This window comes from Streptomyces zhihengii (genome assembly GCF_016919245.1).
In the GTDB taxonomy this organism is placed as follows: Bacteria; Actinomycetota; Actinomycetes; order Streptomycetales; family Streptomycetaceae; genus Streptomyces; species Streptomyces zhihengii.
In genome coordinates this window covers 2,670,054-2,694,383 of sequence record NZ_JAFEJA010000001.1, presented here as the reverse complement: position 1 = coordinate 2,694,383, position 24,330 = coordinate 2,670,054, and the positions used below count along the sequence as shown (strand labels likewise).

Genomic DNA, 24,330 nt, shown 5'->3' with positions numbered 1-24,330 from the left:
CCGCCCTCCCCTCCCCGCCACGCCCGGCCCCTCCGCCCGGCCGCACCCGCCCCGCCCGCCCGGAGTGCCTGCTCGGCGCACCCGCCGCCCTCGTCGGGGGTGCCGGCGCCCCGGAGGTCGTAGCCCGGGCATCGTCCGATCGGACGATGCCCGGGCGAACGGACGATGCCCGGTCGGGCGCGACGGCCGATACCGCCGGCGCCGCCCCCCGCGGGAGGCTTCCGCCATGGCGATTGTCGAAGTGAAGGACCTGCGCAAGGCGTACGGCGGACGCAACGTCGTCGACGGGGTGAGCTTCACCGTCGAGGAGGGGGAGATCTTCGGGATCCTCGGCTCCAACGGGGCGGGCAAGACCACCACCGTCGAGTGCGTCGAGGGACTGCGCGTCCCCGACAGCGGCACGGTCAGTGTCGCCGGGCTCGACCCGGTGCGCGACCACGACCGGCTCACGACGGTGCTCGGCGCCCAGCTCCAGCAGAGCGAGCTCCAGCCGAAGATCACCGTCCGCGAGGCGCTGGAGCAGTACACGAAGTTCTACGAGCACCCCGCCGACTGGCGCGCGCTGGTCGGGCGCCTCGGCCTGGAGGAGAAGCTCACCACCCGGTTCGCCGCGCTCTCCGGAGGGCAGCGGCAGCGGCTGTCCATCGCGCTGGCCCTGATCGGCAACCCCCGGGTGGTCGTCCTCGACGAGCTCACCACCGGCCTCGACCCCCGGGCCCGCCGGGACACCTGGCAGCTCATCGAGGAGGTCCGCGACTCCGGGGTGACCGTGCTGCTGGTCACCCACTTCATGGAGGAGGCGCAGCGCCTCTGCGACCGCATCGCCGTCATCGACCAGGGACGGGTGGCGGCCCTCGACACCCCCGCCGGTCTCGTGTCGCGCTCCACGGCGTCCACCGTCATCTCGTTCACCCCCTCCCAGCCGCTGGACCAGGACGAACTGGACCGGCTGCCGCAGGCGGTGTCGATCGAGCGCCGGGCGGACCGCATCGTGATCAACGGCACCGACGAGACGGTCGACGCCGTCGTGTCGCTGCTCGCCCGCCACCGCATCACCGCCGCACGGCTGCGGGTCTCCGACGCCACGCTCGACGACGCCTTCCTCGACCTGACCGGATCCGCGGCACCCGACGCCGCCGACGCCGAAGCCGACGAGCACGCTCCCGCGCACACCCCCGCGCACGAAGAGAGGACCCGATGACCGCCGCCGTCACCGTCACCCCCGCCCCCGTGCGCCGCGCGGCGGCCCTCGCCGTCCTGCGCACCGAGGCCCGCCTGTTCGCCCGGGAGCCCGCCGCGCTCTTCTGGGTGGTGGTGTTCCCGAGCGTCCTGCTGACGATCCTCGGACTGATCCCGTCCTTCCGGGAGCCCTCCGACGACTTGGCCGGACTGAGCGTCATCGACCTCTACGTCCCCGTCGTGGTGCTGCTCGCGACGATCATGGCGGGTCTCCAGGCCATGCCGCCGATCCTCACCGGCTACCGCGAGCGCGGCATCCTGCGCCGGATGCACACCACCCCCGTGCGCCCCTCCGCCCTGCTCGCCTCCCAGCTCGTGCTGCACGGCGCGGCGGTCCTCGTCGCCTCCGTGCTGGCCGTCGCGATCGGGCGGATCGCCTTCGGCGTCGCGCTGCCCGGGCAGTTCGCCGGCTACGTACTGGCGCTGGTGCTGACGACCGCCGCCGCGCTGGCCCTCGGCGCGACGGTGTGCGCCGTGTCGCCGAACCAGAAGATCGCCACCGCCGTCGGGTCCGCCGTCTTCTTCCCCAGCATGTTCACGGCCGGCGTCTGGGTGCCGGTGCAGGCCATGCCCGACACCCTCGCGAACGTCGTCGCCTTCACCCCGTTCGGCGCGGCGGCCCAGGCCCTCGACGAGGCCGCGGCGGGCGGCTGGCCCGCCTGGGGCGACCTCACGGTGACCGGTCTGTGGGCGGTGGTCCTCACGGCGGCCGCGGTCCGCTGGTTCCGCTGGGAGTGAGGGGAATGGGCCGGGAGCAGGGCCGGGGACGGGGCCCGTGCACGACACTGAGCGCATGAGACTGTCGGACACGGTGCCCCGGGGGGCATCACGGGAACCGCTGGCGCCCGGCACGCCCTGCGGCGCGCCCACCCCGGAGGGCCGCCCGGCGGGCGGCCGGTGGGGGAGGCCGCGGCCGGCGGCGGCCGGGCCGCCGCCCGCCGGCGACCTGCCGGACTCCCTGTGGGCGCGCTTCTTCGTCCACGGCCCCTACGCCCTGCTCGCCCTCGCGACGGTGGTCTCCGCCGCCAGCGCACCGGCGTTCATGACGGCGGGCGAGATGTACGCGGCCGGCGGCCTGGTGCTGGTGGCGCTGGCGGTGGAGTGGCGCTGGAGCGCGATACGCCCCGGCGTACCCGAGCACGCCCCGGCCGCCCAGCTCCACTTCGCCCTGCGCACCCTCATCGCCTTCGTCCTGACCTGGCTCAACCCGCTGTACGCCATCTACGCGGTGATGGGCTACTTCGACGCGACGGAACTGCTGCCGCGGCGCGGGGCCCGCATCGGACTGCTCGCCACCGCCGTCAGCATGGCCGGTTCGCAGTCCGGCGGACTGCCGCCCGCGAGCGGGATGAACTGGGCCCTGTTCGGGGCGCTGTACCTCCTCAACGCCTCCCTGTGCGTGGTCTTCTCGAACATCGGCGTCCACGAGGCCGAACGCGCCCGCCAGCGCATCACCACCATCAGGGAACTGGAGCACACCAACGCCCGCCTGGAGCAGGCCCTCGCGGAGAATGCCGGCCTGCACGCCCAACTGCTGCTCCAGGCACGGGAGGCGGGCATCTCCGACGAGCGGCGCAGGATCGCAGCGGAGATCCACGACACCATCGCCCAGGGCCTCACCGGCATCATCACCCAGCTCCAGGTGGTGCAGTCGGCCACCGACCCGGCGCTGGCCCGCCGGCACGTCGACCGTGCCGCCGACCTCGCCCGCCAGAGCCTGGGCGAGGCCCGCCGCTCGGTGCACAACCTCACCCCCGCGGCGCTGGAGCACGACAGCCTGCCCGAGGCGCTGGAGCGCACCGTCCGCGCCTGGTCCGACGACCACGGGGTCACCGCCCGCCTCACCGTGACCGGCACCGAGGAGCCGCTCCACGACGAGGTCGCCCGCACCCTGCTGCGGATCGCCGAGGAGGCCCTCGCCAACACCGCGCGGCACGCCGACGCCACCCGGGTCGGCGTGACCCTGTCCTACATGGGCGACGAGGTCACCCTCGACATCCGCGACGACGGCCGCGGCTTCGACCCCCTCGCCCTGCCGCCCCGTTCGCGCACCGGCGGCTTCGGCCTCGCCGGGATGCGCGCCCGCGCCGAACGCATCGCCGGCTCCGCGGCCGTCGAGGCCGAACCCGGGCAGGGCACCGCCGTCTCCGCTCGCGTACCGTTGGTGCGCCATGGCTGACCAGCACACCATCACCCTGATCGTCGTCGACGACCATCCCGTCGTACGGGACGGCCTGCGCGGCATGTTCGAGTCCGCGCCCGGCTTCCGGGTCCTCGGCGAGGCGGCGGACGGCGTCGCCGGCGTCGAACTCGCCCTCCGGCTCGCACCGGACGTCGTCCTGATGGACCTGCGGATGCCGGGCGGCGGGGGAGTGGCGGCCATCGCCGAACTCGCCCGCAGGGGCGCGCGCTCCCGGGTCCTGGTGCTCACCACCTACGACACCGACTCCGACACGCTCCCCGCCATCGAGGCGGGCGCCACCGGCTACCTCCTCAAGGACGCCCCGCGCGACGAACTGTTCACCGCCGTGCGCGCGGCCGCCGAGGGCCGCACCGTCCTCTCGCCGGCCGTCGCCTCCCGCCTGGTCTCCCGCGTCCGCACCCCGGCGTCCCCGGGCGGCGAACAGCTCTCGGCCCGCGAGCGCGACGTGCTGGAGCTGGTCGCCAAGGGCACGTCCAACAAGGAGATCGCGGCGGAGCTGTTCATCAGCGAGGCCACCGTGAAGACCCACCTCACCCACATCTTCGCCAAACTCGGCGCGAAGGACAGGGCGGCGGCGGTGGCGACCGCGTACGACCGCGGCATCCTCGGGGCTTCCTGACGGAGCTCGGCGACACCCGGCCCGACACCGTGCGGAGCGCGGTGTTGTGCCCACCGGGGGGCACGGGGCCGTGTGCGCGGCCGGGTCCGGCGGGGCTCTGCCCCGCTCCCCGCGGCTCAAGTGCCGGCGAGGCTGGATCGGGCCGGGGTCGGGTGGCTTCAGCCCGTCCGGTGTCTGAGGACTCCGTGCGGAGCGCGGTGTTGTGCCCACTGGGGGGGCACGGGGTCGTGTGCGCAGGCGGGTCCGGCGGGGCTCTGCCCCGCAGCCCGCGGCTCAAGTGCCGGCGAGGCTGGATCGGGCCGGGGTCGGGTGGCTTCAGCCCGTCCGGTGTCTGAGGACTCCGTGCGGAGCGCGGTGTTGCGCCCACCGGGGGGCGCGGGCTCGTGTGCGCGGCCGGGTCCTGCGGGTCAGCGACCCGCTCCCCCCAGGCACCGCCGGCAGGCCCGGGCGGACGACCCGACCCGGGCGTGGGAGAGCAGGGTCAGGGCGCCCGCCGCCCCCGCCGCCGCCCAGTCGCCGGAGGCGGTCCAGACCGCGGTCAGCGACAGCGCCCCCACCGCGAGCGCGACGCTCATGCAGGTGGCCGTCCAGGCGACGGCCTCCGGCAGGCGGGCCGGGGCCGGGACGACCCGGCCCAGCGCGCCGGTCATCGCCGCCGCCCCGGCGGCGAGCAGCGTGCCGCCCACGGCGACCGCCCCGAGCAGCCCGGCGAGGAGCGCCGCCGCGTCGCCCGGTGCGGGGGCGACGGTGGCGGCCAGGTACCAGCAGGCGATCAGCGCGGGCAGCACCAGCGCGAGCAGCCGCGACGTCCCCCGCGCCTGGGCGAGGGTGAGTTCGGCCTGGAAGGCCGGCCGCACCTCGTCCGCGGTGCCGAAGTCCCGCACCGCGCGTTCGGCCGCGCGCCCCTCGGGCACGCCCCGGCCCACGAGGTCGGCCACGGCGTCGCTCAGCCCGTCGTGCGCCTCGCGCAGCAGACGGGCGCGGGCGCGGGCCGGGCCGTGCAGCCCCTCGGCGAGGGCGGCGACATGCCCCTCGACCAGCCGGGCGGCCGCCCCGCTCATGTGGCGGCCCCGGGCAGCGGCCCCGGATCGAGCACGGAGCCGATCGCCGCGGTGAACTCCCGCCACGACGCGCGTTCCTCGGCCAGCGAGGCGCGCCCCGCGTCGGTCAGTTCGTAGCACCGGCGCCGCCGCTCCCCGACGGACTCCCAGCGGCTGGCGAGCAGGCCCGCCCGCTCCAGCCGGTTGAGGGCCGGGTAGGTGGTGCCGGTGCGCAGTTCCAGCGCGCCGGCGCTGCGTTCCTGTACGGCCGTGATGATCGCGTAGCCGTGCTTCGGCCCGGACTCCAGGGCGGCGAGCAGCAGGCCGTCGAGATGACCGCGGACGGGATCCCCTCTCATGAGTAGGCAGCCTACACATCCGTTGTCTTGGCGTGCTATCTATTGGCAGCCAACATATCTGCACGGTCCGTCCCGGAGGCGTCCTCGGTGACCAAGTTCCTGCTGTCCGTACACGTCCTGGCCGCGATCCTGGCGATCGGCCCGGTCGCCGTCGCCGCCTCGCTGTTCCCGCGCGCGGTGAAGGAGACCGCGGGCGATCCGGCCGGGCCCGGCGCGGCCGGCGGGCAGCCGCCGCTCGGCGGCTGGGTCACGGCGGCCTTCCTGCACCGGATCTGCCGCGTCTACGCGGTGGTCGGCGTGAGCGTGCCGGTTTTCGGCATCGCCACCGGCGCGCGGCTCGGTGTGCTCACCGACGCCTGGCTGGTCGTCTCACTGGTGCTGACCACGGCCGCCGCGGTCGTCCTGGGCGCGCTGATCCTGCCGGGCCAGGAACGCCTCCTCGCCACGGCGGGCACCCCGGTGCCGGAGGCCCCCGCGCATCCCGGCCCCCGCGCCGCCGCCGCCCGGCTCGCCATGCTCACCGGCGTCTTCAACCTGCTCTGGGCGGTCGTCGTCGTCCTGATGATCGTCCGCCCGGGCTCGACCACCAGCGCCTGACGGACCGCCCGCCCGGGCTCGACCACCAGCGCCTGACGGACCGTCCGCCCCGTCTCGACCGCACAGCCCCGCCCCCGGCGCGAGCCCCCGTCAGCCGCGCACCCGCAGCAGCAGCACCGACCGCGCGGGCACGGTGACCACGGCACCGCCCTCGTGCACCGTGCCCGGCGCCTCGGTCTGCTCCTCCCGCGAGGTGTCCAGCACCAGCTCGTACGACTGGGCCCACGGCGGCCCCGGCAGCCGGAAGTCCACCGGATCCGCCCCGGCGTGCAGCACCGTCAGGAAGCTGTCGTCGGTCACCTGCTCGCCCCGCGCGTCCCGCCCCGGGATGTCGCGGCCCGACAGGAACAGCGCCAGCGTCGCCGACCGGGCGTACCAGTCGGCCTCGGTCATCTCCGCGCCCCGCACCGTGAACCAGGCCAGGTCCCGCAGCCCGTCGGGGGCCTGCGGGCGCCCGGAGAAGAAGGCCCGCCTGCGCAGCACCGGATGGGCCTGGCGCAGGGCGAGCAGCCGGCGGGTGAGGGCGAGCAGCCCCCGGCCCGGCTCCCCGTCCGGCAGCGACCAGTCCAGCCAGCTCGTCTCGTTGTCCTGGCAGTACGCGTTGTTGCTGCCGCCCTGGGTGCGCCCCATCTCGTCGCCGGCGACCAGCATCGGCACCCCCGTGGACAGCAGCAGGGTGGTGATCAGATTGCGCATCTGGCGCCGCCGCAGCGCGTTGACCTCGGGGTCGTCGGTCTCGCCCTCGGCGCCGCAGTTCCAGGAGCGGTTGTCGTTCGTGCCGTCGCGGTTGCCCTCGCCGTTCGCCTCGTTGTGCTTGTGGTCGTAGCTCACCAGGTCCCGCAGGGTGAAGCCGTCGTGGGCGGTGACGAAGTTGATCGACGCGTGCGGGCGCCTGCCGCCCCAGGCGTACAGGTCGCTCGACCCGGACAGCCGGTAGCCGAGGTCCCGCACATCGGGCAGCGCGCCCCGCCAGAAGTCCCGCACCGCGTCGCGGTAGCGGTCGTTCCACTCCGTCCACAGCGGCGGGAACGCCCCCACCTGGTAGCCGCCGTTGCCCACGTCCCACGGCTCGGCGATCAGCTTCACCCGCCGCAGCACCGGGTCCTGGGCGATCACGGCGAGGAACGGGGAGAGCATGTCCACGTCGTGCATGGAGCGGGCGAGGGCGGCCGCCAGGTCGAAGCGGAAGCCGTCGACGCCCATCTCCGTGACCCAGTACCGCAGCGAGTCGGTGATCAGCCGCAGCACATGGGGCTGCACCACGTGCAGGGTGTTGCCGCAGCCGGTGTAGTCGGCGTACCGGCGGGCGTCCTGCTGGAGCCGGTAGTAGCCGCGGTTGTCGACGCCCTTCAGCGACAGCGTCGGGCCGAGTTCGCCCGCCTCGGCGGTGTGGTTGTAGACGACGTCGAGGATCACCTCGATGCCGGCCTCGTGCAGCGCCCGCACCATCCGCTTGAACTCGCCGACCTGCTGCCCCGCCGTGCCCGTCGCCGCGTAGCCGGCGTGCGGGGCGAAGTAGCCGATGGAGTTGTAGCCCCAGTAGTTGACCAGGCCCCTGCGCAGCAGATGGTCCTCGTGGGCGAACTGGTGCACCGGCAGCAGCTCGACCGCCGTCACCCCGAGCCCGGTCAGGTGCTCGATCGCCGCGGGGTGGGCCAGCCCCGCGTAGGTGCCCCGCAGTTCCTCGGGGATCCCGGGGTGCCGCCGGGTGAAGCCGCGCACGTGCACCTCGTAGATGACGGAGTCGGCCCAAGGGGTCTTGGGCCTGCGGTCGTCCATCCACTCGTCCTGGCCGCCCGCCTCGTCGTGCACCACGACTGCCTTCGGCACGTACGGCGCCGAGTCCCGGTCGTCGCGGACGGTGTCGGCGACATGCTGCTCCGGCCAGTCCCGGACGTGCCCGTACACCTGCGGCGGCAGCGCGAAGTCGCCGTCCACCGCGCGGGCGTACGGGTCGAGGAGCAGTTTGGCCGGATTCCAGCGGGCGCCCGTCCACGGGTCCCAGCGGCCCTGCACCCGGAAGCCGTAGCGCTGCCCGGGGCCGATGCCGGGCACGAAGCCGTGCCAGATCCCGTGGGTCAGCTCCGTCAGCGGCATCCTGGTCTCGGCCGCCGAGGGCCCGGGGCCGTCGAAGAGGCACAGCTCCACGCCCTCCGCCCCGCCTGCCCAGAGGGCGAAGTTGGTCCCGGCGGCACCGTCCGGTCCCACCCGGTACCGGGCCCCCAGCGGTGTCGGGGCACCCGGCCAGACCGGCCGGGCCGGGCCGCCGGCCGGGCGTCCCCGCGGGCCGGCCGCCTGTCCGAGGGCGGCCGGCACGGCGTCGCGCACCCCGTCGTCCACCGTCTCCTGCTCGGCTGCGCTCGACACCCTGCGGCCTCCCGCGGCTCGTCGCCCCGCCCTTCGGCGGGGCACGGACAGGGGGCGGACGGCGTCCCGGCCGTTCGCCCCGCGTCTCTCCTCCCGTCATGTCTTCCCGCGCGGCACCCGTCCCAACATCGCGCGCCCACGTTGCCCGGGGAGGGGGGCCGTCGTTGGGCCTGTGTGAGACATGTACTGAAGCGGGCAGGGCGGCGGGCGGGGCTCGCACTGGCAGGGGCCGGGCTGATCGCGGGGCTCGCCGCGTGCACCGGCGCGGGGGACGGCGGCGAGGGCAAGCCGCGCTCGCCCGACGAGACCATCCAGGTGACGCCGCGGGACGGCGCGAAGGACGTCGGCCCGGACGGCCCGCTCGCCGTCCGGCTGGCCGGCGGCCGGCTGGAGCGGGTGGAGGTGACCCGGGTCGAGGCGGCGGGCAGCGCCGAAGTGCCGGGGCGCATCTCCGGCGACGGGCTGCGCTGGGCGCCGGAGGAAGGCGCCCGGCTGGGGCTCGCGGCCAAGTACAGCGTCGACGTGGTCGCCCTCGACGAGCAGGGGCGGCGCACCGCCCGGCACACGACGTTCACCACGGCCGTCCCCGAGCGCCGTTTCATCGGCTACTTCAAGCCGGAGAACCGCTCCACCGTCGGCACCGGCATGATCGTCTCGTTCTCGTTCAACCGGGCGATCGAGAACCGGGCGGCCGTCGAACGGGCGATCCGGGTGACGTCCGATCCGCCGGTGGAGGTCGCCGGCCACTGGTTCGGCGCCGAGCGGCTCGACTTCCGGCCGCGGGCGTACTGGAAGCCGGGCACCAAGGTGACGGTCGACATGCGGCTGCGCGACGTGGCGGCGGCCCCCGGGTCCTACGGCATCCAGCAGAAGAGGATCACGTTCACCATCGGGCGCTCGCAGGTGTCCACGGTCGACGCCGAGGCGCACACCATGCGGGTGGTGCGCGACGGCGCGCTGCTGGCGAAGGTCCCGATCACCGCGGGAGCGCCCAGGACCACCACGTACAACGGGAAGATGGTGGTCACCGAGATGTACGACGTGACCCGGATGAACGGCGCGACGGTCGGCTTCACCACGAAGGACGGCCGCGGCGAGTACGACATCAAGGACGTGCCGCACGCGATCCGGCTCACCACGTCGGGCACCTTCCTGCACGGCAACTACTGGGCCGAGCCGGAGACCTTCGGCAGCGAGAACGTCTCCCACGGCTGTGTCGGCCTGCGGGACGACAAGGGCGGCAGCAGCGAGTCCCCGGCCGGCTGGTTCTTCGACCGGACCCTGATCGGCGACGTGGTCGAGGTCGTCAACTCCAAGGACCGCACGGTCGCGCCGGACAACGGTCTGGGCGGCTGGAACCTCGACTGGGAGCGCTGGCGGGCCGGTTCGGCCCTGCGCTGATCCCGCCCGCGGCGGCCCGGGCCCCCGGCGCGGCGCGCGGTCTCCTCCCGCCCCGCGCCGCCACCACCCTCATCAGCGGTTTCACCGTCCGTCCCGGCGGAGAAGTTGGGACGGAACGGTGACATCCGAGGGGACTTCTCATGACGTGCGGTGTGATTTTCTGAACCCTGTGCGTGCGTGAGGTGCGCGGGGGTGCGGGCCGTGGCGTTGCCAGGCCGTGCGAGGGGAGACGACAACGGTGAACGGGCAGCCGATTTCGGGGGCATCGGTCCGGACCGGACGCAGGCGCGGGGGCGCCAGGCTGTCCGCTCTGGCGCTGGGGGCGCTGCTGGTGCTGACGGCCTGCGGTGGCGGCGACGACGGCAAGGACGGCGCGCGGTCCGACGGCAAGGGCGGCGGGACGGTGGAGAACGCCGCCTCCCAGGCCGTGGTGGACATCGCGCCGAAGGACGGCGCCGACGCCGTCGCGACGACGGGCGCGCTGAAGGTGACCGCGGAGAAGGGCAAGCTGACCACGGTCACGGTGCAGGACGACAAGGGCACCGCGGTGGAGGGGAAGATATCCGCCGACGGCGCGAGCTGGGAGCCGCTGCACCACCTGGCGGGCTCCACCAAGTACAAGGTCCACGCGGTGGCGAAGGACGCGGACGGCCGTGAGTCCGCCAAGGACACCACGTTCACCACGCTGGTCCCGCAGAACACCTTCATCGGCCACTACACGCCGGAGAACGGTTCGACCGTCGGCGTCGGCATGCCGGTCTCCATCAACTTCACCCGGGGCATCACCAACCCCGAGGGCGTCGAGAAGGCGATCAAGGTCACGGCCGAGCCCGCCGTGCCCGTCGAGGGCCACTGGTTCGGCAACGACCGCCTCGACTTCCGTCCCGAGAAGTACTGGGCGGCCGGCACCAAGGTGACCGTCAAGCTCAACCTCGACGGCGTCGAGGGCCGAGAGGGCGTGTACGGCAAGCAGGCCAAGACCTTCACCTTCACCATCGGCCGCTCCCAGGTCTCCACCGTGGACGCGGCGGCCCACACGATGAGCGTCGTGCGGGACGGCAAGGAGATCAAGAACGTCCCGATCACCGCGGGCGCGCCGTCGACCACCACGTACAACGGCCAGATGGTCATCAGCGAGAAGTACAAGGTGACCCGGATGAACGGCGCCACCGTGGGCTTCGGCGGCGAGTACGACATCAAGGACGTGCCCCACGCGATGCGGCTGTCCACCTCGGGCACCTTCGTGCACGGCAACTACTGGGCCTCGGCCGGGACCTTCGGTTCGGCGAACGTCAGCCACGGCTGCATCGGCCTGCGGGACGTGCGCGGCGGCTACGACAAGGGCATGCCCTCGGCGTGGTTCTACGACAACTCCATCATCGGCGACGTCGTGGTCGTGAAGAACTCCAAGGACAAGCAGATCGCCCCCGACAACGGGCTGAACGGCTGGAACATGTCCTGGGCCGAGTGGACGAAGTAGTCCGCGCACCCCGCGGACGGGGCCCGGTGCTGTGAGCAACGGCACCGGGCCCCGTCCCGTTAACGGCGGCTAACCTTCGGCCCATGACTGTTTCCCTCGAAGTCTCCGAAGGCGTCGGCACGATCCGCCTGGACCGGCCCCCGATGAACGCCCTGGACATCGCCGTCCAGGACCGGCTCCGCGAGCTCGCCGGGGAGGCGACCCGGCGCGACGACGTGCGGGCCGTGATCCTCTACGGAGGCGAGCGGGTGTTCGCGGCGGGCGCGGACATCAAGGAGATGCAGAACATGGACCACACGGCGATGGTCCTGCGCTCCCGGGGTCTCCAGGAGGCCTTCACCGCCGTCGCCCGCATCCCGAAGCCCGTGGTGGCCGCCGTGACCGGTTACGCCCTCGGCGGCGGCTGCGAGCTGGCGCTCTGCGCCGACTACCGGATCGCCGCCGAGAACGCGAAGCTCGGTCAGCCGGAGATCCTTCTCGGCCTCATCCCGGGCGCCGGCGGCACCCAGCGCCTGTCCCGGCTGATCGGCCCCTCCCGCGCCAAGGACCTGATCTTCACGGGCCGGATGGTCAAGGCGGAGGAGGCCCTGTCGCTGGGGCTCGTCGACCGCGTCGTGCCCGCCGCCGAGGTGTACGAGCAGGCGCTCGCGTGGGCGGGCAGGCTGGCGAAGGGCCCCGCGCTGGCGCTGCGGGCCGCGAAGGAGTCGGTGGACGCCGGTCTGGAGACCGACATCGAGACCGGTCTCGCCATCGAACGGAACTGGTTCGCGGGCCTGTTCGCCACCGAAGACCGTGAGCGGGGCATGCGCAGCTTCGTGGAGGAGGGCCCCGGGAAGGCCAAGTTCTCCTGATCGCTGCGGTGTTGACGCCGCCGGGGCGGCGCACGTCAATCGTGTGCGCCTGGCGGCGTGACCCGTCGGGGTGGCGGCGCCCACGGGCTCCGCAGGTCCCCTCTCCTGGCGCGCGCCGACCGGCAGGGGTGCGTCGCCGCAGGTCGGACGGGGTTTCGGGGTCGGATCGCGACGCCTGGCATATGCCCGACGACCCTCCCGGAATCAGGCATTCCAGGGGCTCGATTCCGCCGGATCGCCCACGGCGCCCCGTCTTTGCGGCCATCATGGACGCATGGCGGGCCTGGAGGGTGCGGGACCACCGCGGCAGCGTGCGAGCGCGACCGCCGCTCGGTGGATCCCGGCCGTGGACGACGAACAGGCGCTCAAGGCGCTGGAGTTGTACGGCAATCCGACGGAGGGCGAGGTACGGCTGCCGTCCCGTCCGGAATCGGCGGGCATCGCGCGGCGGCTCACCCAGGGCGTGGTGCTGCGGCAGTGGGCGCTGCCCGCCCAGACGTGCGAACACGCCGTCCTGCTCGTCTCCGAACTGGTGGGCAACGCCGTCCGGCACACCGGCGCCCGGGTGTTCGGGTTACGGATGGTGCGCCGGCGCGGCTGGATCCGGATCGAGGTGCGCGATCCGTCCCGGGGGCTGCCCTGTCTGATGCCGGTCCAGGAGATGGACACCAGCGGCCGGGGGCTCTTCCTGGTGGACACGCTCTCCGACCGGTGGGGCGTCGATCTGCTCCCGCGCGGCAAGACCACCTGGTTCGAGATGCGCACGGCCGATCGCTGACCCGTCGCCCTCCCCGCGGACGCGTGCACAGAAGCCCCCGTGCGCCGGGGTGGAGGCGCTGTGGGGGCTTCTGTGTGGAGCGCCGTGGACGGGGGGGTGTATCCACGGCGGTCTTCGACGACCTGGCCCGGGTCAATGGGGGTCGTGCCACCGACTATGGCATACGGACTCCGTACCGCCAAAAGTCCTTAACGGGACAAACAGTCACAATCGCCTCATTCGCGAGGTGAATCTTAGGTGCGATGGGCCACTGACCTGGCAATCCATGCATAACTATGGCGATGCTCGGGTGAATCTTTAATGAACCTTCATGTGTTTCTCACCGGGCCGGAGGGCTCCCGCGTCAACCCGTGGAGCGAATCGCCCGCTCCCGGGTGACGGTGCGACGCCCGCCGCCACGGTCGCGGAAAGGTGATCTTCATGATCACTTCCCGTCTGCGGCGCCGGGCCGCCGTCGTCGCGCTGTCCCTGTCCGCACTCCTCGCCCCCGCCGCCGCCTCCGCCTCGGCGGGCGCGGCACCGGCCCCCGCCGCGGCTCCTGCCGCCGCCCGGGCCGTCCCCGCCGCCGCTGTTGCCGCCGCGTGCCCCGTCGTCTCGGACCGCCTCCACGCCGCCGCCGACCGTCGGGTGGACGTCGGGCGGATCACGCCGGAGCCCGCCTACCGCAGCACCTGCGGGCAGCTCTACCGCGCGGACGGCCGCGGCCCGGAGATCGTCTTCGAGCAGGGCTTCCACCCCAAGGCGCCGCTCGACGGCCAGTACGACATCGAGAAGTACGTCCTGGTCAACCAGCCCTCCCCGTACGTCTCCACCACCTACGACCACGACCTGTACAAGCAGTGGAAGAGCGCCTGGAACTACTACATCGACGCCCCCGGCGGCGTGGACGTGAACCGGACCATCGGCGACACCCACAAGTGGGCCGACCAGGTCGAGGTCGCCTTCCCCGGCGGCATCGCGCGCGAGTTCGTCGTCGGTGTCTGCCCGGTCGACAGGAAGACCAAGCGGGAGATCATGGCCGAGTGCGTGGACAACCCGCACTACGAGCCCTGGCGCAGCTGACCCCGGCCGTCCGACCGCGCCGTCCGCCGTACCGGCCTGCCCTCCGGGGTCCGCGCCCGGGCCGATAATCTGGGCCCGTCAGTTATGCACCAAGAAGGGGTGGACCCGGTGGCGGACATCGAGGCAGCACGCAAGGCGTTCGACCGTTACGACGCGGACGGCGACGGCTTCATCACGGCGGCCGAGTACAAGACGGCGATGGCCCAGATGGGCGACTGGAACGTCACGGAGTCCGTGGCCGAGGCCGTGATCGCCGCGCAGGACACCGACAAGGACAAGCTCCTGTCGTTCGACGAGTTCTGGGCCCACCTGAACAAGGCCTGATCGCGCAGACGACGGCCCCCGGCGGATTCCCCGCCGGGGGCCGTCGCCGTTGCCGTGCCGTCGTGCCGTCGTCGCGCGGGTGTTCTCAGGGGAGGACGATGTCGCGGCCTTCGCCGCCTTCGAGGGTGTCCTCCCCGCGGCCGCCGCAGACCAGGTCGTCGCCGCCTTCGCCGTCCAGTGTGTCGTCGCCGGGACCGCCGAGGAGGATGTCGCGGCCGTCCCCGCCCATGGCGTGGTCGTCGCCGTCGCCGCCGTACACGGCGTCGTCACCGCCGAAGCCCTCGATCATGTCGTCGCCCCGGCCGCCCCAGATCCGCTGGTCGCCGTCGTCGCCCATCAGGTGGTCCATGCCGTCGCCGCCGTGCAGGACTCCGGGGCCCATGACCATGTCGTTCCCCGCGTCGCCGAATACCGTGCGGGCGGTGTGGGCGTGCAGTTCGTCGTCGCCGGGGCCGCCGCTGACGGTGCCGACCCCGGGGGTGAAGGCGGCGATCGTGTCGTCGCCGTCGCCGAGGAAGGCGTCGATCCTGTCGGGCCGGGGGCTGTCGGCGGGCAGTTCGCAGACGACGGTGGTGGGATCCTCGGCCCTGGAGTGGGCGCAGTGGTCGCCCGGTTCGATCGGGACCACGTCGCGGAAGCCGATCCGCTTGATCCCGTCACTGGTGTACATGGCGTAGATGCTGAGGTCGTTCACCTGCCCCGCGGCGGCGGTGAAGACGATCGACTGGGTCGACCAGTCGGCTCCGACACGGGCCTTCGCCTCGGTGGCGCCGGCGGTGGCCGCCGGGCCGACGGCGAGGCCGGCGGCTAACAGGGTCACGGCGACCGCGCTGACGGCGGCTCGGTTCCGGTACATGGGACCTCGTCTCGATGGGGTGACGGTGTACCGGCCCGCTCGGCGCGGTGCTGCCGGGGGCCGGACGGACACGGACGCGAGGGCAGTCTCCCCGCCGCCCCCGCCCGCTGCCACCCCTGGCATCAACTTTGTTTGTTTCATTGACATTTCCCGCGGGAGCCTCGATGTTGGGAGCGCTCCCATGACAGTCTCACAACTGGAAGGAGTTCCCCCCATGCGCACACGGACCCCCCTCACGGGGCATCCGCGGTCGCCCCTCCACCGGCCGCTCCAAGCGCTCCTCATGCTGTTCGCCTTAGTCGCCGGTGCCCTGACCTGGTCGGCCCCCGCCCAGGCCCACGGCACCATCGTCGGTCCCGCCAGCCGCGCGTACCAGTGCTGGAAGACGTGGGGCAGCGACCACATGAACCCGGCCATGCAGACCCAGGACCCCATGTGCTGGCAGGCCTTCCAGGCCAACGCGGACACCATGTGGAACTGGATGAGCGCTCTCCGGGACGGCCTCGGCGGCCAGTTCCAGGCGCGGACCCCCGACGGGACGCTCTGCAGCAACAACCTGTCGAGGAACGACAGCCTGAACAAGCCCGGGCAGTGGAAGACGACCACCGTCGGCAACAACTTCTCGGTCCACCTGTACGACCAGGCGTCGCACGGTGCCGACTACTTCAAGGTCTACGTGAGCAAGCAGGGCTTCGACCCCAAGACCCAGAACCTGGGCTGGGGCAACCTCGACTTCATCACGCAGACCGGCAGCTACGCCCCTTCGCAGAACATCACGTTCCCGGTGCAGACCTCCGGGTACACCGGACACCACGTCGTGTTCGTGATCTGGCAGGCCTCGCACCTCGACCAGGCCTACATGTGGTGCAGCGACGTGAACTTCGGCTGAGCCGGGGAGGGGGCCCGGGCGTGCCGCCCGGGCCCCCTGCCCTCAGCACTCGATGATGTTCACCGCGAGCCCGCCGCGGGCCGTCTCCTTGTACTTGACGGACATGTCGGCGCCGGTCTCCTTCATGGTCTTGATGACCTTGTCGAGGGAGACCTTGTGGCTGCCGTCGCCCCGCATCGCCATGCGGGCCGCGGTGACGGCCTTGACCGCCGCCATGCCGTTGCGCTCGATGCAGGGGATCTGCACCAGGCCGCCCACCGGGTCGCAGGTCAGGCCGAGGTTGTGCTCCATGCCGATCTCCGCGGCGTTCTCCACCTGCTCCGGGGAGCCGCCGAGCACCTCGGCCAGCGCGCCGGCCGCCATGGAGCAGGCCGAGCCGACCTCGCCCTGGCAGCCGACCTCGGCGCCGGAGATGGAGGCGTTCTCCTTGAAGAGCATGCCGATCGCCCCGGCGGCCAGCAGGAAGCGGACCACGCCCTCCTCGTCGGCGCCCGGGACGAAGTTCATGTAGTAGTGCAGGACGGCGGGGATGATGCCGGCCGCGCCGTTGGTGGGCGCGGTCACGACCCGGCCGCCGGCCGCGTTCTCCTCGTTGACGGCCATCGCGTAGAGGGTGATCCACTCCATCGCGAGCGCCGCCGCGTCGCCCTCGGAGCGCAGCTTGCGGGCGGTGGTCGCGGCGCGGCGGCGGACCTTGAGGCCGCCGGGGAGGATGCCCTCGCGCGACATGCCGCGGGCGACACAGGCCTGCATGACCCGCCAGATCTCCAGCAGTCCCTCGCGGATCTCCGCCTCCGAGCGCCACGCCTTCTCGTTCTCCAGCATCAGCGCGGAGATCGACAGGCCCGTCTCCCGGGTCAGCCGCAGCAGCTCGTCACCGGTGCGGAAGGGGTGCTTGAGGACGGTGTCCTCGGGGACGATCGGGTCGTCGCCGGCCACGGCGTCCTCGTCCACGACGAAGCCGCCGCCGACCGAGTAGTAGGTCTTCTCCAGCAGCGCCGCGCCCTCCGCGTCGTACGCGGCCACGGTCATCCCGTTCGCGTGGTACGGCAGGGCCTTGCGGCGGTGCAGCACGAGGTGGTCGTCGAAGGAGAAGCCGATCTCGTGGACGCCCAGCAGGCTGATGCGCCCCTCGGCCTTGATCCGCTCCACCTGCTCGTCGGCGGTCTCGACGTCGACCGTGCGCGGGGAGTTCCCCTCCAGGCCCAGCAGCACCGCCTTCGGGGTGCCGTGGCCGTGGCCCGTCGCGCCGAGGGAACCGAAGAGCTCGGCCCGTATGGAGGCGGTGTGCGCCAGCAGGCCCTCGTTCTTCAGCCGCCGGGAGAACATGCGGGCGGCGCGCATCGGGCCGACCGTGTGGGAGCTGGACGGGCCGATGCCGACCGAGAACAGGTCGAAGACCGAGATGGCCACGGAGAACTCCTTGTGGGGGTGGTAGACGCCGTTGTCTGCCGGTGGTGCGGCAATGCGGGCTGACGCGGTGCGGGGCACCGCACGCACTGTCCAGTGTGCGCGGTGCCCCTTTTGTTGTGCTGTGGTCCGGGTTACAGACCGGGGTACAGCGGGTGCTTCCCGGCGAGGGCCGTGACGCGGGCGCGCAGGGCGGCGGCGTCGTACTCCGGCTTCAGCGCCTCGGCGATGATGTCCGCGACCTCGCGGAAGTCCTCGTCCTGGAAGCCGCGGGTGGCCAGGGCCGGGGTGCCGATCCGCAGACCCGAGGTGACCATCGGCGGCCGGGGGTCGTTCGGGACCGCGTTGCGGTTGACCGTGATGCCGACCTCGTGGAGGCGGTCCTCGGCCTGCTGGCCGTCGAGCTCGGAGTTGCGCAGGTCCACCAGGACCAGGTGCACGTCCGTGCCGCCGGACAGCACGGAGACGCCGTGCTGCGTGACGTCGTCCTTGACCAGGCGCTCGGCGAGGATGCGGGCGCCGTCCAGCGTACGCTGCTGGCGCTCGCGGAAGTCCTCGGAGGCGGCGACCTTGAAGGAGACCGCCTTGGCCGCGATCACGTGCTCCAGCGGACCGCCCTGCTGACCGGGGAAGACCGCGGAGTTGATCTTCTTGGCGAGCTCGGCCGTCGAGAGGATCACACCGCCGCGCGGACCGCCGAGGGTCTTGTGGGTGGTCGTGGTGACGACATGGGCGTGCGGCACCGGGTTCGGGTGCAGACCCGCGGCGACCAGACCGGCGAAGTGCGCCATGTCGACCATCAGGTACGCGCCGACCTCGTCCGCGATCCGGCGGAAGGCGGCGAAGTCGAGCTGCCGCGGGTAGGCGGACCAGCCGGCGACGATCAGCTTCGGCTTGGACTCCTTGGCCAGCCTCTCGACCTCGGCCATGTCGACCTGGCCGGTCTGCTCGTCGACGTGGTACGCGACCACGTTGTAGAGCTTGCCGGAGAAGTTGATCTTCATGCCGTGGGTCAGGTGACCGCCGTGGGCCAGGTTCAGGCCCATGATCGTGTCGCCCGGCTTCAGCAGCGCGAACATCGCCGCGGCGTTGGCCTGCGCGCCCGAGTGGGGCTGCACGTTGGCGTGCTCGGCGCCGAAGAGCTCCTTGATGCGGTCGATGGCGATCTGCTCGATCACGTCGACGTGCTCGCAGCCGCCGTAGTAGCGGCGGCCGGGGTAGCCCTCGGCGTACTTGTTGGTGAGGACGGAGCCCTGCGCCTCCATGACCGCGACCGGAGCGAAGTTCTCCGAGGCGATCATCTCGAGGGTGGACTGCTGGCGGTGGAGCTCGGCGTCGACGGCGGCGGCGACGTCCGGGTCCAGCTCATGGAGGGGGGTGTTCAGGAGCGACATGGAGAAGATCCTCAGTTCCCGGAGAACTCGGTGTACTCGTCGGCGGAGAGCAGATCGTCCGGCTCCCCGGCGACGCGCACCTTGAAGAGCCACCCGCCCTCGAAGGGCGCCGAGTTCACCAGCGACGGGTCGTCCACGACGTCCTGGTTCGCCTCGACGACCTCACCGGTCACCGGCGAGTAGAGGTCGCTGACGGACTTGGTCGACTCCAGTTCGCCGCAGGTCTCGCCCGCGGTCACGCTCTGGCCGACCTCCGGGAGCTGGGCGTAGACGACATCGCCGAGCGCGTTGGCCGCGAACTCCGTGATGCCGACCGTCGACACGCCGTCCTCGGCGGCCGACAGCCACTCGTGCTCCTTGCTGTAGCGCAGCTGCTGCGGGTTGCTCATGAGGTGAATTCTCCTGTACGCGGGGGAGTGGTGGTGAACGGGAGGGGAGTGCGGGGGGTCACGTCGTGCCCCCGGAGTATCACTTCGCGCGCTGGTAGAACGGCAGCGCGACGACCTCGTACGGCTCGTGCGTACCACGGATGTCGACCCCGACACCCTCGGTGCCCGGCGCGGCGTGGGCCGCGTCGACGTACGCCATGGCGATCGGACGGCCGAGCGTCGGGCTGGGCGCGCCGGAGGTCACCTCGCCGACGACCTCGCCGCCGGCGACGACCTGCATCCCCGCGCGCGGCACCCGCCGGCCCTCGGCGATCAGGCCGACGAGCTTGCGCGGCGGAGCCTGCCCGGCGCGCTCCGCGGCGGCGGCCAGGGCCTCGCGGCCGACGAAGTCACCGGTCTTCTCGAACTTCACGACCCGGCCTAGACCGGCGTCGAACGGGGTCAGCGCGGTCGTCAGCTCGTGCCCGTACAGCGGCATGCCCGCCTCCAGGCGCAGCGTGTCTCGGCAGGACAGGCCGCAGGGGATGAGGCCGGCGTCCCGGCCGGCCTCGGTGAGCGCGGTCCACAGCTTCTCCGCGTGCTGCGGCTCGGTGAACAGCTCGAAGCCGTCCTCCCCGGTGTAGCCGGTGCGCGCGATCAGCGCCGGGACGCCGGCCACCGTGCCGGGCAGGCCCGCGTAGTACTTCAGGCCGTCCAGGTCCGCGTCGGTCAGCGAGGCGAGGATGCCGGGGGACTCCGGTCCCTGCACCGCGATCAGCGCGTAGGCGTCGCGGTCGTCGCGCACCTCGGCGTCGAAGCCCGCCGCGCGCTCGCGCAGGGCGTCCAGCACGGTCTGGGCGTTGCCCGCGTTGGCGACCACCATGTACTCGGTCCCGCCCAGGCGGTAGACGATCAGGTCGTCGAGGATCCCGCCGTCCTCGCGGCAGATCATCGTGTACCGGGCGCGGCCCGGGCCCACCGTGGAGATGTTGCCGACCAGGGCGTGGTCGAGCAGGGCGACGGCCTCGGGACCGGTGACGGTGATCTCGCCCATGTGCGAGAGGTCGAACAGTCCGGCCCGGGTGCGGACGGCGTTGTGCTCGTCGCGCTCGCTGGCGTACCGCAGCGGCATGTCCCAGCCGGCGAAGTCGGTCATGGTCGCGCCCAGCGAACGATGCAGGGCATCGAGCGCGGTGCGGCGGGGCGAAGTGCTCATAGGTGTGGCTCCCAGGGCATGACGGCGAGGACAATCCTCCCCATCTGTCATCGGAACCTGAGAGGTTCGCCGCGACCCCGCGTACGGATGGTCGTGACTTGCACCTTGGGTGGAGCCGGGTGTGAGCGCGGCTCGCTTTTCAGATCTGCCTCATCGCACGCGGTACGGGGCCTGAGAGATTCAAGGGAGGAACTTGCTCCTTCGGCGCCCGCCACACCAGGTGGCAGGGACTCTCCCGCGCGGATTCAAGCGGCCTGTATGGAGTTGGCGCGCACATCATTGCATGCCCGCGGGCGAAGCGGGGGAGTGCGGTACCAGGCGGCGGCATGTGACGGTCCGGGTGCGCGCGGTGACACCGAACGCGCCTGCCGCGCCGAAATCGGTGGATTCGTATTACCAATTCTTTACACTTCATGGGTCAGGTTAATGGGCAAGGGTCGGACGACGTGACAAGGGGGACGCTGATGACGTTGCAGAGCTCCGGTGCATACGCCGCGGCCGCGGGGGTGCCCGCGAGACCGGCCGTGCCCGTCGACGGCCTGATCGACACACCCGCGCCGGTCCTGCGGGACCTGCGCGAGCGCGCGGGCCGCGGTCCGCGGCGGCTGGTGTTCGGCGAAGGGGACCTGGTGGTCGTCTCCGGCCTGCCCGGCAGCGGCAAGACGACGCTGATCCAGCGCGCGGCGCGCGGCCTGGGCATCGACTCGCAGGACACCCGCGACCGCTGGGACGCGCGGATGCCGGGCCTGCTGCCCTACGCCGCCTACCGCCCGCTCGTGCGCCTCGCCCACTACGCGGGCCTGCGCCGGGCCCTGCGCTCCGGGGAGAGCGTCGTCGTGCACGACTGCGGCACCCAGGCGTGGGTGCGCCGCTGGCTCGCCCGCGAGGCGGCGCGGCGCGGCCGCGAACTCCATCTGCTCCTCCTCGACGTGCCGCCGCGGGTCGCCCGCGACGGGCAGCGCGAGCGCGGCCGCGGCGTCTCCGGCTACGCCTTCGCCCGCCACCGCCGCGCCGTCGGCCGCCTCGTCGCCGACGCGGAGTCCGGCCGCCTCCCGTCGGGCTGCTCCTCCGCCGTCCTCCTCGACCGCGACGCGGCGGCGACGCTGCGGTCTCTGATCTTCGGGCCCTCCTGAGCCTGGGCGCCTCCTCCGGGGCGCCCCTCGTCTGCTCCGGCGTGCCCGCCGGCCCGGGCTGCACGCGCCCGTCCCCGCACCCGGGTCCGGCGGGGCTCTGCCCCGCGCCCCGCGCCTCAATCGCCGGCGGGGCTGGGGTGCTCCGGGTGAGGCTGGGGGGTTGCTCCGGGCCTGTTCAGCCCCGCGGGTTCGAGGACGCGCCTGCGGGGCGTGTCCTGCGTGCCGGGGTGCCCGCGCCCGTCCCCGCACCCGGGTCCGGCGGGGCTCTGCCCCGCGCCCCGCGCCTCAATCGCCGGCGGGGCTGGGGTGCTCCGGGTGAGGCCGGGGGGTTGCCCCGGGCCTGTTCAGCCCCGCGGGTTCGAGGACGCGCCTGCGGGGCGTGTCCTGCGTGCCGGGGTGCCCGCGCCCGTCCCCGCACCCGGGTCCGGCGGGGCTCTGCCCCGCGCCTCAATCGCCGGCGGGACCGGTTGCTCCGGGTGAGGCTGGGGGGTCCTCCGGGCCTGTTCAGCCCCGCCGGCGATTGAGGCGCGGGGGTCCGGGGGCGGAGCCCCTGGAAAGGCGCTGCGCGCACGGGCGACCGGAGCCCCGAGCCCCGCCCCGGAGCAGCCGATCCCCACGAGCACCCCCACCCCGTGACCGCACCCCCACCTGGGGAGCCCCCCGGGACGCACCCCGCCACGGAGCCCCCCATGACCGCACCCCGCCACGGAGCCCCCATGACCGCGCCCCCACCCGGAGGCACCCCGCCCGGAGGGCACCCCCGCTACAGTCGGAGCGGCCCCGGGAGCGCCCCCGGGCATGAGCGGGAAGACAGAGACGACGCGCATGGACAACCACCACGGCTGGCCCGGAAACGAGCTGGAAGAGACCCTCGCCGCCGCCCTCGGCAACCCCGCCGCCGGCGGCCGCATCGTCGAGGTGCTCGGGCGCAGCCACATATGGGTGCCGCTGCCCAACGGCGGGGGCCCCGACAGCCGGGACCTCGACCTGCCGACCACCGAGATAGCCGGCGCCGCCTACGTCCCCGTCTTCAGCTCCGAGCAGCAGTTCCTCGCCATCGTCGGCGCCCACATGCCGTTCACCGTGGCGCCCGCCCGCGAGTTCGCCCGCGGACTCCCCCCGCAGCTCGGCATCGCCGTGAACCCGGGCGGCGCGGTCGGCGTCCCCCTCCCCCCGCCCGCCGTGGCCGAACTCTGCCGGTCGGGACGGACCCCGCTCGACGGTCCCGCCTCCGGCGGCCGGGTCCGGCTGTTCGAGCCGGACTGGCAGGAGGAGCCGGTCGACTTCCTCGCCGCCGCGGCCGGTGAGTTCGAGGCGTCCGGCGTCGTCGTCAGCGCCCGCCGCGCGCTCGCCTCCGTCGAGGGCGAGGCGCCCTCCCTCTTCGTCGGGGTGCGGCTCTCCTCCTGGGAGGGCCCGGACCGCAACGCGCCGATGGACGCCCTCGGCCGCGCGCTCGGCCGGGTCCAGGTCCCGTGGCCGGTGAATCTCGTCCTTCTGGACGTTGCGCAGGACCCGGTGTCCGACTGGATGCTGGAGCGGGTCCGCCCCTTCTACGAGCGACTTCCGCGGTAGACGCCAGGTCTGTGTCGGAACTGCCGATTAAGCTGGTTTGATGGCCTGAACGGTACGGCGGCACGGCACCACCACCGGCGGCGGCACACCACCGGGAGGGCACCACCACCGGCAGGGCACACGCACCGGCGAAGCACACGCACAGCGAAGTACACGGCACCAGCAGGCAACGACGGGCGGCGGGGCGCGGATCGCGCCGCCGTGCAGGGACGAAGGGGCGGAACCCAGGGTGAGCGCGTCAGGCACCGCGGCGGCCGGGCAGGTCGAGCACATGCTGCGCCAGGTGACTCCCGGTCGCTTCGACACGTACGAGGCACTGCTGCGCGCCCTCTCCGATCCGGCGGGCGGCAGGATCTGGATGCTCCTGTGGCACGGGCAGCCCGGCTCCCCGGACGCCCAGTACGGGAACATCGAGGTCGACGGCGCGGGCTACGCCCCGTGCGTCACCTCCCCCCAGGAGCTCGCCGCGTCCGGCTGGACCCGCGCCCACGAGGTGGTGAGCGGCCCGGACATCGCCCGCATCCTCTATCCGGAGCGCTGGGGCATCTGGCTCAACCCGCACGCGCCGGGCGGCGGTGTCGGCATCCCGTGGCTGGATCTGCGCCGTATCGCCGCCGGTCTCGACCGGATGCCGGCCGGCCCGCTGCGGCTGTCCGAACCGGCCGTCGAGATCCCCCAGTTCTACGCCCTCCTCACGCAGAACGCGCACCGCACCCCCGCCGTGCGCTCGCTGCGCCGCGCCTGGGTGCAGCCGGCGGTCGGCCCGGCCTACCTCGCCGTCGGCCTCGACCTCTACGACACCGGTCCGCAGGCGGTCGAGTCGGTCCGCGTGATGATGCAGCAGTCGGTCGGCGCGGTCCCGGACGGGCTGCCGGTCTCGACGGTCGCGCTCGCCGACGAGTACGACCCCGTGACGATGTGGATGCGGGCCAATACCCGCCCCTTCTACGACCGCGAGGCGCATGCCGGCGGACCTCCCGCCGGGGGCGGCGGGTACGGCTACCCGCAGCCCGGCGCGGCCGGTGGCCTGCGCTGATCCGTCTCCGTCCGCTGCCCGGACGCATCGACCCGCCCACGGGTTGAGACGCGCCTCGAACACCCATCCTCGAACTGCGCCAGATGTCAAGGGTGTTAACTGGCCGGGGGAGGATGTCCCGGATATGACCGGTTTG

Annotated in this window: 23 protein-coding genes and 1 riboswitch; of the genes, 15 read left to right on the top strand and 8 right to left on the bottom strand. The window is 73.1% G+C overall.

The annotated features are described in order from the left end of the window. Window positions 1–226 precede the first annotated feature (226 nt). The 4 genes from JE024_RS11010 to JE024_RS10995 are packed head-to-tail and all read left to right on the top strand — an operon-like array spanning window position 227 to window position 4,061. On the top strand, window positions 227–1,201 hold the full coding sequence (locus JE024_RS11010; RefSeq protein WP_205373411.1) for an ABC transporter ATP-binding protein: 975 nt from the start codon (window positions 227–229) through the stop codon (window positions 1,199–1,201). Beyond that, window positions 1,198–1,977, top strand: coding sequence for an ABC transporter permease (locus JE024_RS11005; RefSeq protein ID WP_205373410.1), 780 nt, complete (start codon window positions 1,198–1,200; stop codon window positions 1,975–1,977). Before JE024_RS11010 ends, JE024_RS11005 begins: the two co-directional genes overlap by 4 nt. A gap of 55 nt (window positions 1,978–2,032) precedes the next feature. Continuing rightward, the gene (locus JE024_RS11000; RefSeq protein ID WP_205373409.1) at window positions 2,033–3,418 is read left to right on the top strand and encodes a sensor histidine kinase; all 1,386 of its coding nucleotides are present in this window, start codon (window positions 2,033–2,035) and stop codon (window positions 3,416–3,418) included. Then, entirely contained in the window at window positions 3,411–4,061 is a 651-nt protein-coding gene (locus JE024_RS10995) for a response regulator (protein ID WP_205373408.1), read from the top strand. Before JE024_RS11000 ends, JE024_RS10995 begins: the two co-directional genes overlap by 8 nt. 407 nt (window positions 4,062–4,468) lie before the next feature. On the opposite strand, the gene JE024_RS10990 is transcribed toward JE024_RS10995, so the two are convergent. Next, entirely contained in the window at window positions 4,469–5,122 is a 654-nt protein-coding gene (locus tag JE024_RS10990) for a permease prefix domain 1-containing protein (RefSeq protein ID WP_205373407.1), read from the bottom strand. After that, a complete protein-coding gene (locus JE024_RS10985) occupies window positions 5,119–5,460 on the bottom strand; it encodes a PadR family transcriptional regulator (protein ID WP_205373406.1) in 342 nt (113 codons plus the stop codon). Before JE024_RS10985 ends, JE024_RS10990 begins: the two co-directional genes overlap by 4 nt. Window positions 5,461–5,547: 87 nt before the next feature. Here JE024_RS10985 and JE024_RS10980 point away from each other — a divergent pair, with 87 nt between their 5' ends. Beyond that, complete coding sequence (locus tag JE024_RS10980; protein WP_205373405.1) at window positions 5,548–6,057, top strand: hypothetical protein; 510 nt, start codon at window positions 5,548–5,550, stop codon at window positions 6,055–6,057. 90 nt (window positions 6,058–6,147) lie between these two features. On the opposite strand, the gene glgX is transcribed toward JE024_RS10980, so the two are convergent. Continuing rightward, entirely contained in the window at window positions 6,148–8,373 is a 2,226-nt protein-coding gene (gene glgX / locus JE024_RS10975) for a glycogen debranching protein GlgX (protein WP_372449861.1), read from the bottom strand. Between the two features lie 225 nt (window positions 8,374–8,598). Here glgX and JE024_RS10970 point away from each other — a divergent pair, with 225 nt between their 5' ends. The 6 genes from JE024_RS10970 (at window position 8,599) to JE024_RS10945 (ending at window position 14,320) form a co-directional block, all read left to right on the top strand. Further along, on the top strand, window positions 8,599–9,825 hold the full coding sequence (locus JE024_RS10970; RefSeq protein WP_205373403.1) for a L,D-transpeptidase: 1,227 nt from the start codon (window positions 8,599–8,601) through the stop codon (window positions 9,823–9,825). Between the two features lie 238 nt (window positions 9,826–10,063). After that, complete coding sequence (locus tag JE024_RS10965; protein WP_205373402.1) at window positions 10,064–11,305, top strand: L,D-transpeptidase; 1,242 nt, start codon at window positions 10,064–10,066, stop codon at window positions 11,303–11,305. An 83-nt stretch (window positions 11,306–11,388) separates the two neighbouring features. After that, entirely contained in the window at window positions 11,389–12,156 is a 768-nt protein-coding gene (locus JE024_RS10960; RefSeq protein WP_205373401.1) for an enoyl-CoA hydratase/isomerase family protein, read from the top strand. A 274-nt stretch (window positions 12,157–12,430) separates the two neighbouring features. Continuing rightward, on the top strand, window positions 12,431–12,934 hold the full coding sequence (locus JE024_RS10955) for an ATP-binding protein (protein WP_205373400.1): 504 nt from the start codon (window positions 12,431–12,433) through the stop codon (window positions 12,932–12,934). Window positions 12,935–13,354: 420 nt separating this feature from the next. Continuing rightward, window positions 13,355–13,996 (top strand): ADP-ribosyltransferase, encoded by a 642-nt coding sequence (locus JE024_RS10950; RefSeq protein ID WP_205373399.1) that lies wholly within the window; start codon window positions 13,355–13,357, stop codon window positions 13,994–13,996. Between the two features lie 108 nt (window positions 13,997–14,104). Continuing rightward, window positions 14,105–14,320: an EF-hand domain-containing protein gene (locus JE024_RS10945; protein WP_187742484.1), complete on the top strand. Its 216-nt coding sequence runs from the start codon at window positions 14,105–14,107 to the stop codon at window positions 14,318–14,320. Window positions 14,321–14,405: 85 nt separating this feature from the next. On the opposite strand, the gene JE024_RS10940 is transcribed toward JE024_RS10945, so the two are convergent. Further along, on the bottom strand, window positions 14,406–15,176 hold the full coding sequence (locus JE024_RS10940) for a calcium-binding protein (RefSeq protein WP_205373398.1): 771 nt from the start codon (window positions 15,174–15,176) through the stop codon (window positions 14,406–14,408). Window positions 15,177–15,390: 214 nt separating this feature from the next. Here JE024_RS10940 and JE024_RS10935 point away from each other — a divergent pair, with 214 nt between their 5' ends. After that, window positions 15,391–16,065 (top strand): lytic polysaccharide monooxygenase auxiliary activity family 9 protein, encoded by a 675-nt coding sequence (locus JE024_RS10935; protein ID WP_465270495.1) that lies wholly within the window; start codon window positions 15,391–15,393, stop codon window positions 16,063–16,065. Between the two features lie 42 nt (window positions 16,066–16,107). Here JE024_RS10935 and JE024_RS10930 read toward each other — a convergent pair whose 3' ends face one another. The 4 genes from JE024_RS10930 to gcvT all read right to left on the bottom strand — a co-directional run bounded on the left by JE024_RS10930 (window position 16,108) and on the right by gcvT (window position 20,453). Continuing rightward, complete coding sequence (locus JE024_RS10930) at window positions 16,108–17,478, bottom strand: L-serine ammonia-lyase (RefSeq protein ID WP_205373397.1); 1,371 nt, start codon at window positions 17,476–17,478, stop codon at window positions 16,108–16,110. A gap of 131 nt (window positions 17,479–17,609) precedes the next feature. Beyond that, window positions 17,610–18,869, bottom strand: coding sequence for a serine hydroxymethyltransferase (gene glyA / locus JE024_RS10925; protein ID WP_205373396.1), 1,260 nt, complete (start codon window positions 18,867–18,869; stop codon window positions 17,610–17,612). A gap of 11 nt (window positions 18,870–18,880) precedes the next feature. Beyond that, window positions 18,881–19,258: a glycine cleavage system protein GcvH gene (gcvH, locus tag JE024_RS10920; protein WP_205373395.1), complete on the bottom strand. Its 378-nt coding sequence runs from the start codon at window positions 19,256–19,258 to the stop codon at window positions 18,881–18,883. A 79-nt stretch (window positions 19,259–19,337) separates the two neighbouring features. Further along, window positions 19,338–20,453, bottom strand: a complete 1,116-nt coding sequence (gene gcvT, locus JE024_RS10915; protein ID WP_205373394.1) for a glycine cleavage system aminomethyltransferase GcvT — start codon at window positions 20,451–20,453, stop codon at window positions 19,338–19,340. Window positions 20,454–20,603: 150 nt separating this feature from the next. Continuing rightward, window positions 20,604–20,701: riboswitch (glycine riboswitch) on the bottom strand. Window positions 20,702–20,917: 216 nt separating this feature from the next. Here gcvT and JE024_RS10910 point away from each other — a divergent pair. The 3 genes from JE024_RS10910 to JE024_RS10900 all read left to right on the top strand — a co-directional run bounded on the left by JE024_RS10910 (window position 20,918) and on the right by JE024_RS10900 (window position 24,194). Beyond that, on the top strand, window positions 20,918–21,586 hold the full coding sequence (locus tag JE024_RS10910; protein WP_205373393.1) for an AAA family ATPase: 669 nt from the start codon (window positions 20,918–20,920) through the stop codon (window positions 21,584–21,586). Window positions 21,587–22,411: 825 nt separating this feature from the next. Then, window positions 22,412–23,158 (top strand): enhanced serine sensitivity protein SseB, encoded by a 747-nt coding sequence (locus JE024_RS10905; RefSeq protein WP_205376489.1) that lies wholly within the window; start codon window positions 22,412–22,414, stop codon window positions 23,156–23,158. Window positions 23,159–23,387: 229 nt separating this feature from the next. Then, entirely contained in the window at window positions 23,388–24,194 is an 807-nt protein-coding gene (locus JE024_RS10900; protein ID WP_205373392.1) for an enhanced serine sensitivity protein SseB C-terminal domain-containing protein, read from the top strand. Window positions 24,195–24,330 lie beyond the last annotated feature (136 nt).

Excerpts from the sequence above, each read along its gene's own strand:
- JE024_RS11010 (WP_205373411.1), top strand. The coding sequence starts at position 227 with ATGGCGATTGTCGAAGTGAAGGACCTGCGCAAGGCGTACGGCGGACGC.
- JE024_RS11005 (WP_205373410.1), top strand. The coding sequence starts at position 1,198 with ATGACCGCCGCCGTCACCGTCACCCCCGCCCCCGTGCGCCGCGCGGCG.
- JE024_RS11000 (WP_205373409.1), top strand. The coding sequence starts at position 2,033 with ATGAGACTGTCGGACACGGTGCCCCGGGGGGCATCACGGGAACCGCTG.
- JE024_RS10995 (WP_205373408.1), top strand. The coding sequence starts at position 3,411 with ATGGCTGACCAGCACACCATCACCCTGATCGTCGTCGACGACCATCCC.
- JE024_RS10990 (WP_205373407.1), bottom strand. The coding sequence starts at position 5,122 with ATGAGCGGGGCGGCCGCCCGGCTGGTCGAGGGGCATGTCGCCGCCCTC.
- JE024_RS10985 (WP_205373406.1), bottom strand. The coding sequence starts at position 5,460 with ATGAGAGGGGATCCCGTCCGCGGTCATCTCGACGGCCTGCTGCTCGCC.
- JE024_RS10960 (WP_205373401.1), top strand. The coding sequence starts at position 11,389 with ATGACTGTTTCCCTCGAAGTCTCCGAAGGCGTCGGCACGATCCGCCTG.
- JE024_RS10955 (WP_205373400.1), top strand. The coding sequence starts at position 12,431 with ATGGCGGGCCTGGAGGGTGCGGGACCACCGCGGCAGCGTGCGAGCGCG.
- JE024_RS10950 (WP_205373399.1), top strand. The coding sequence starts at position 13,355 with ATGATCACTTCCCGTCTGCGGCGCCGGGCCGCCGTCGTCGCGCTGTCC.
- JE024_RS10940 (WP_205373398.1), bottom strand. The coding sequence starts at position 15,176 with ATGTACCGGAACCGAGCCGCCGTCAGCGCGGTCGCCGTGACCCTGTTA.
- JE024_RS10935 (WP_465270495.1), top strand. The coding sequence starts at position 15,391 with ATGCGCACACGGACCCCCCTCACGGGGCATCCGCGGTCGCCCCTCCAC.
- glyA (WP_205373396.1), bottom strand. The coding sequence starts at position 18,869 with ATGTCGCTCCTGAACACCCCCCTCCATGAGCTGGACCCGGACGTCGCC.
- gcvH (WP_205373395.1), bottom strand. The coding sequence starts at position 19,258 with ATGAGCAACCCGCAGCAGCTGCGCTACAGCAAGGAGCACGAGTGGCTG.
- gcvT (WP_205373394.1), bottom strand. The coding sequence starts at position 20,453 with ATGAGCACTTCGCCCCGCCGCACCGCGCTCGATGCCCTGCATCGTTCG.
- JE024_RS10910 (WP_205373393.1), top strand. The coding sequence starts at position 20,918 with ATGACGTTGCAGAGCTCCGGTGCATACGCCGCGGCCGCGGGGGTGCCC.
- JE024_RS10905 (WP_205376489.1), top strand. The coding sequence starts at position 22,412 with ATGGACAACCACCACGGCTGGCCCGGAAACGAGCTGGAAGAGACCCTC.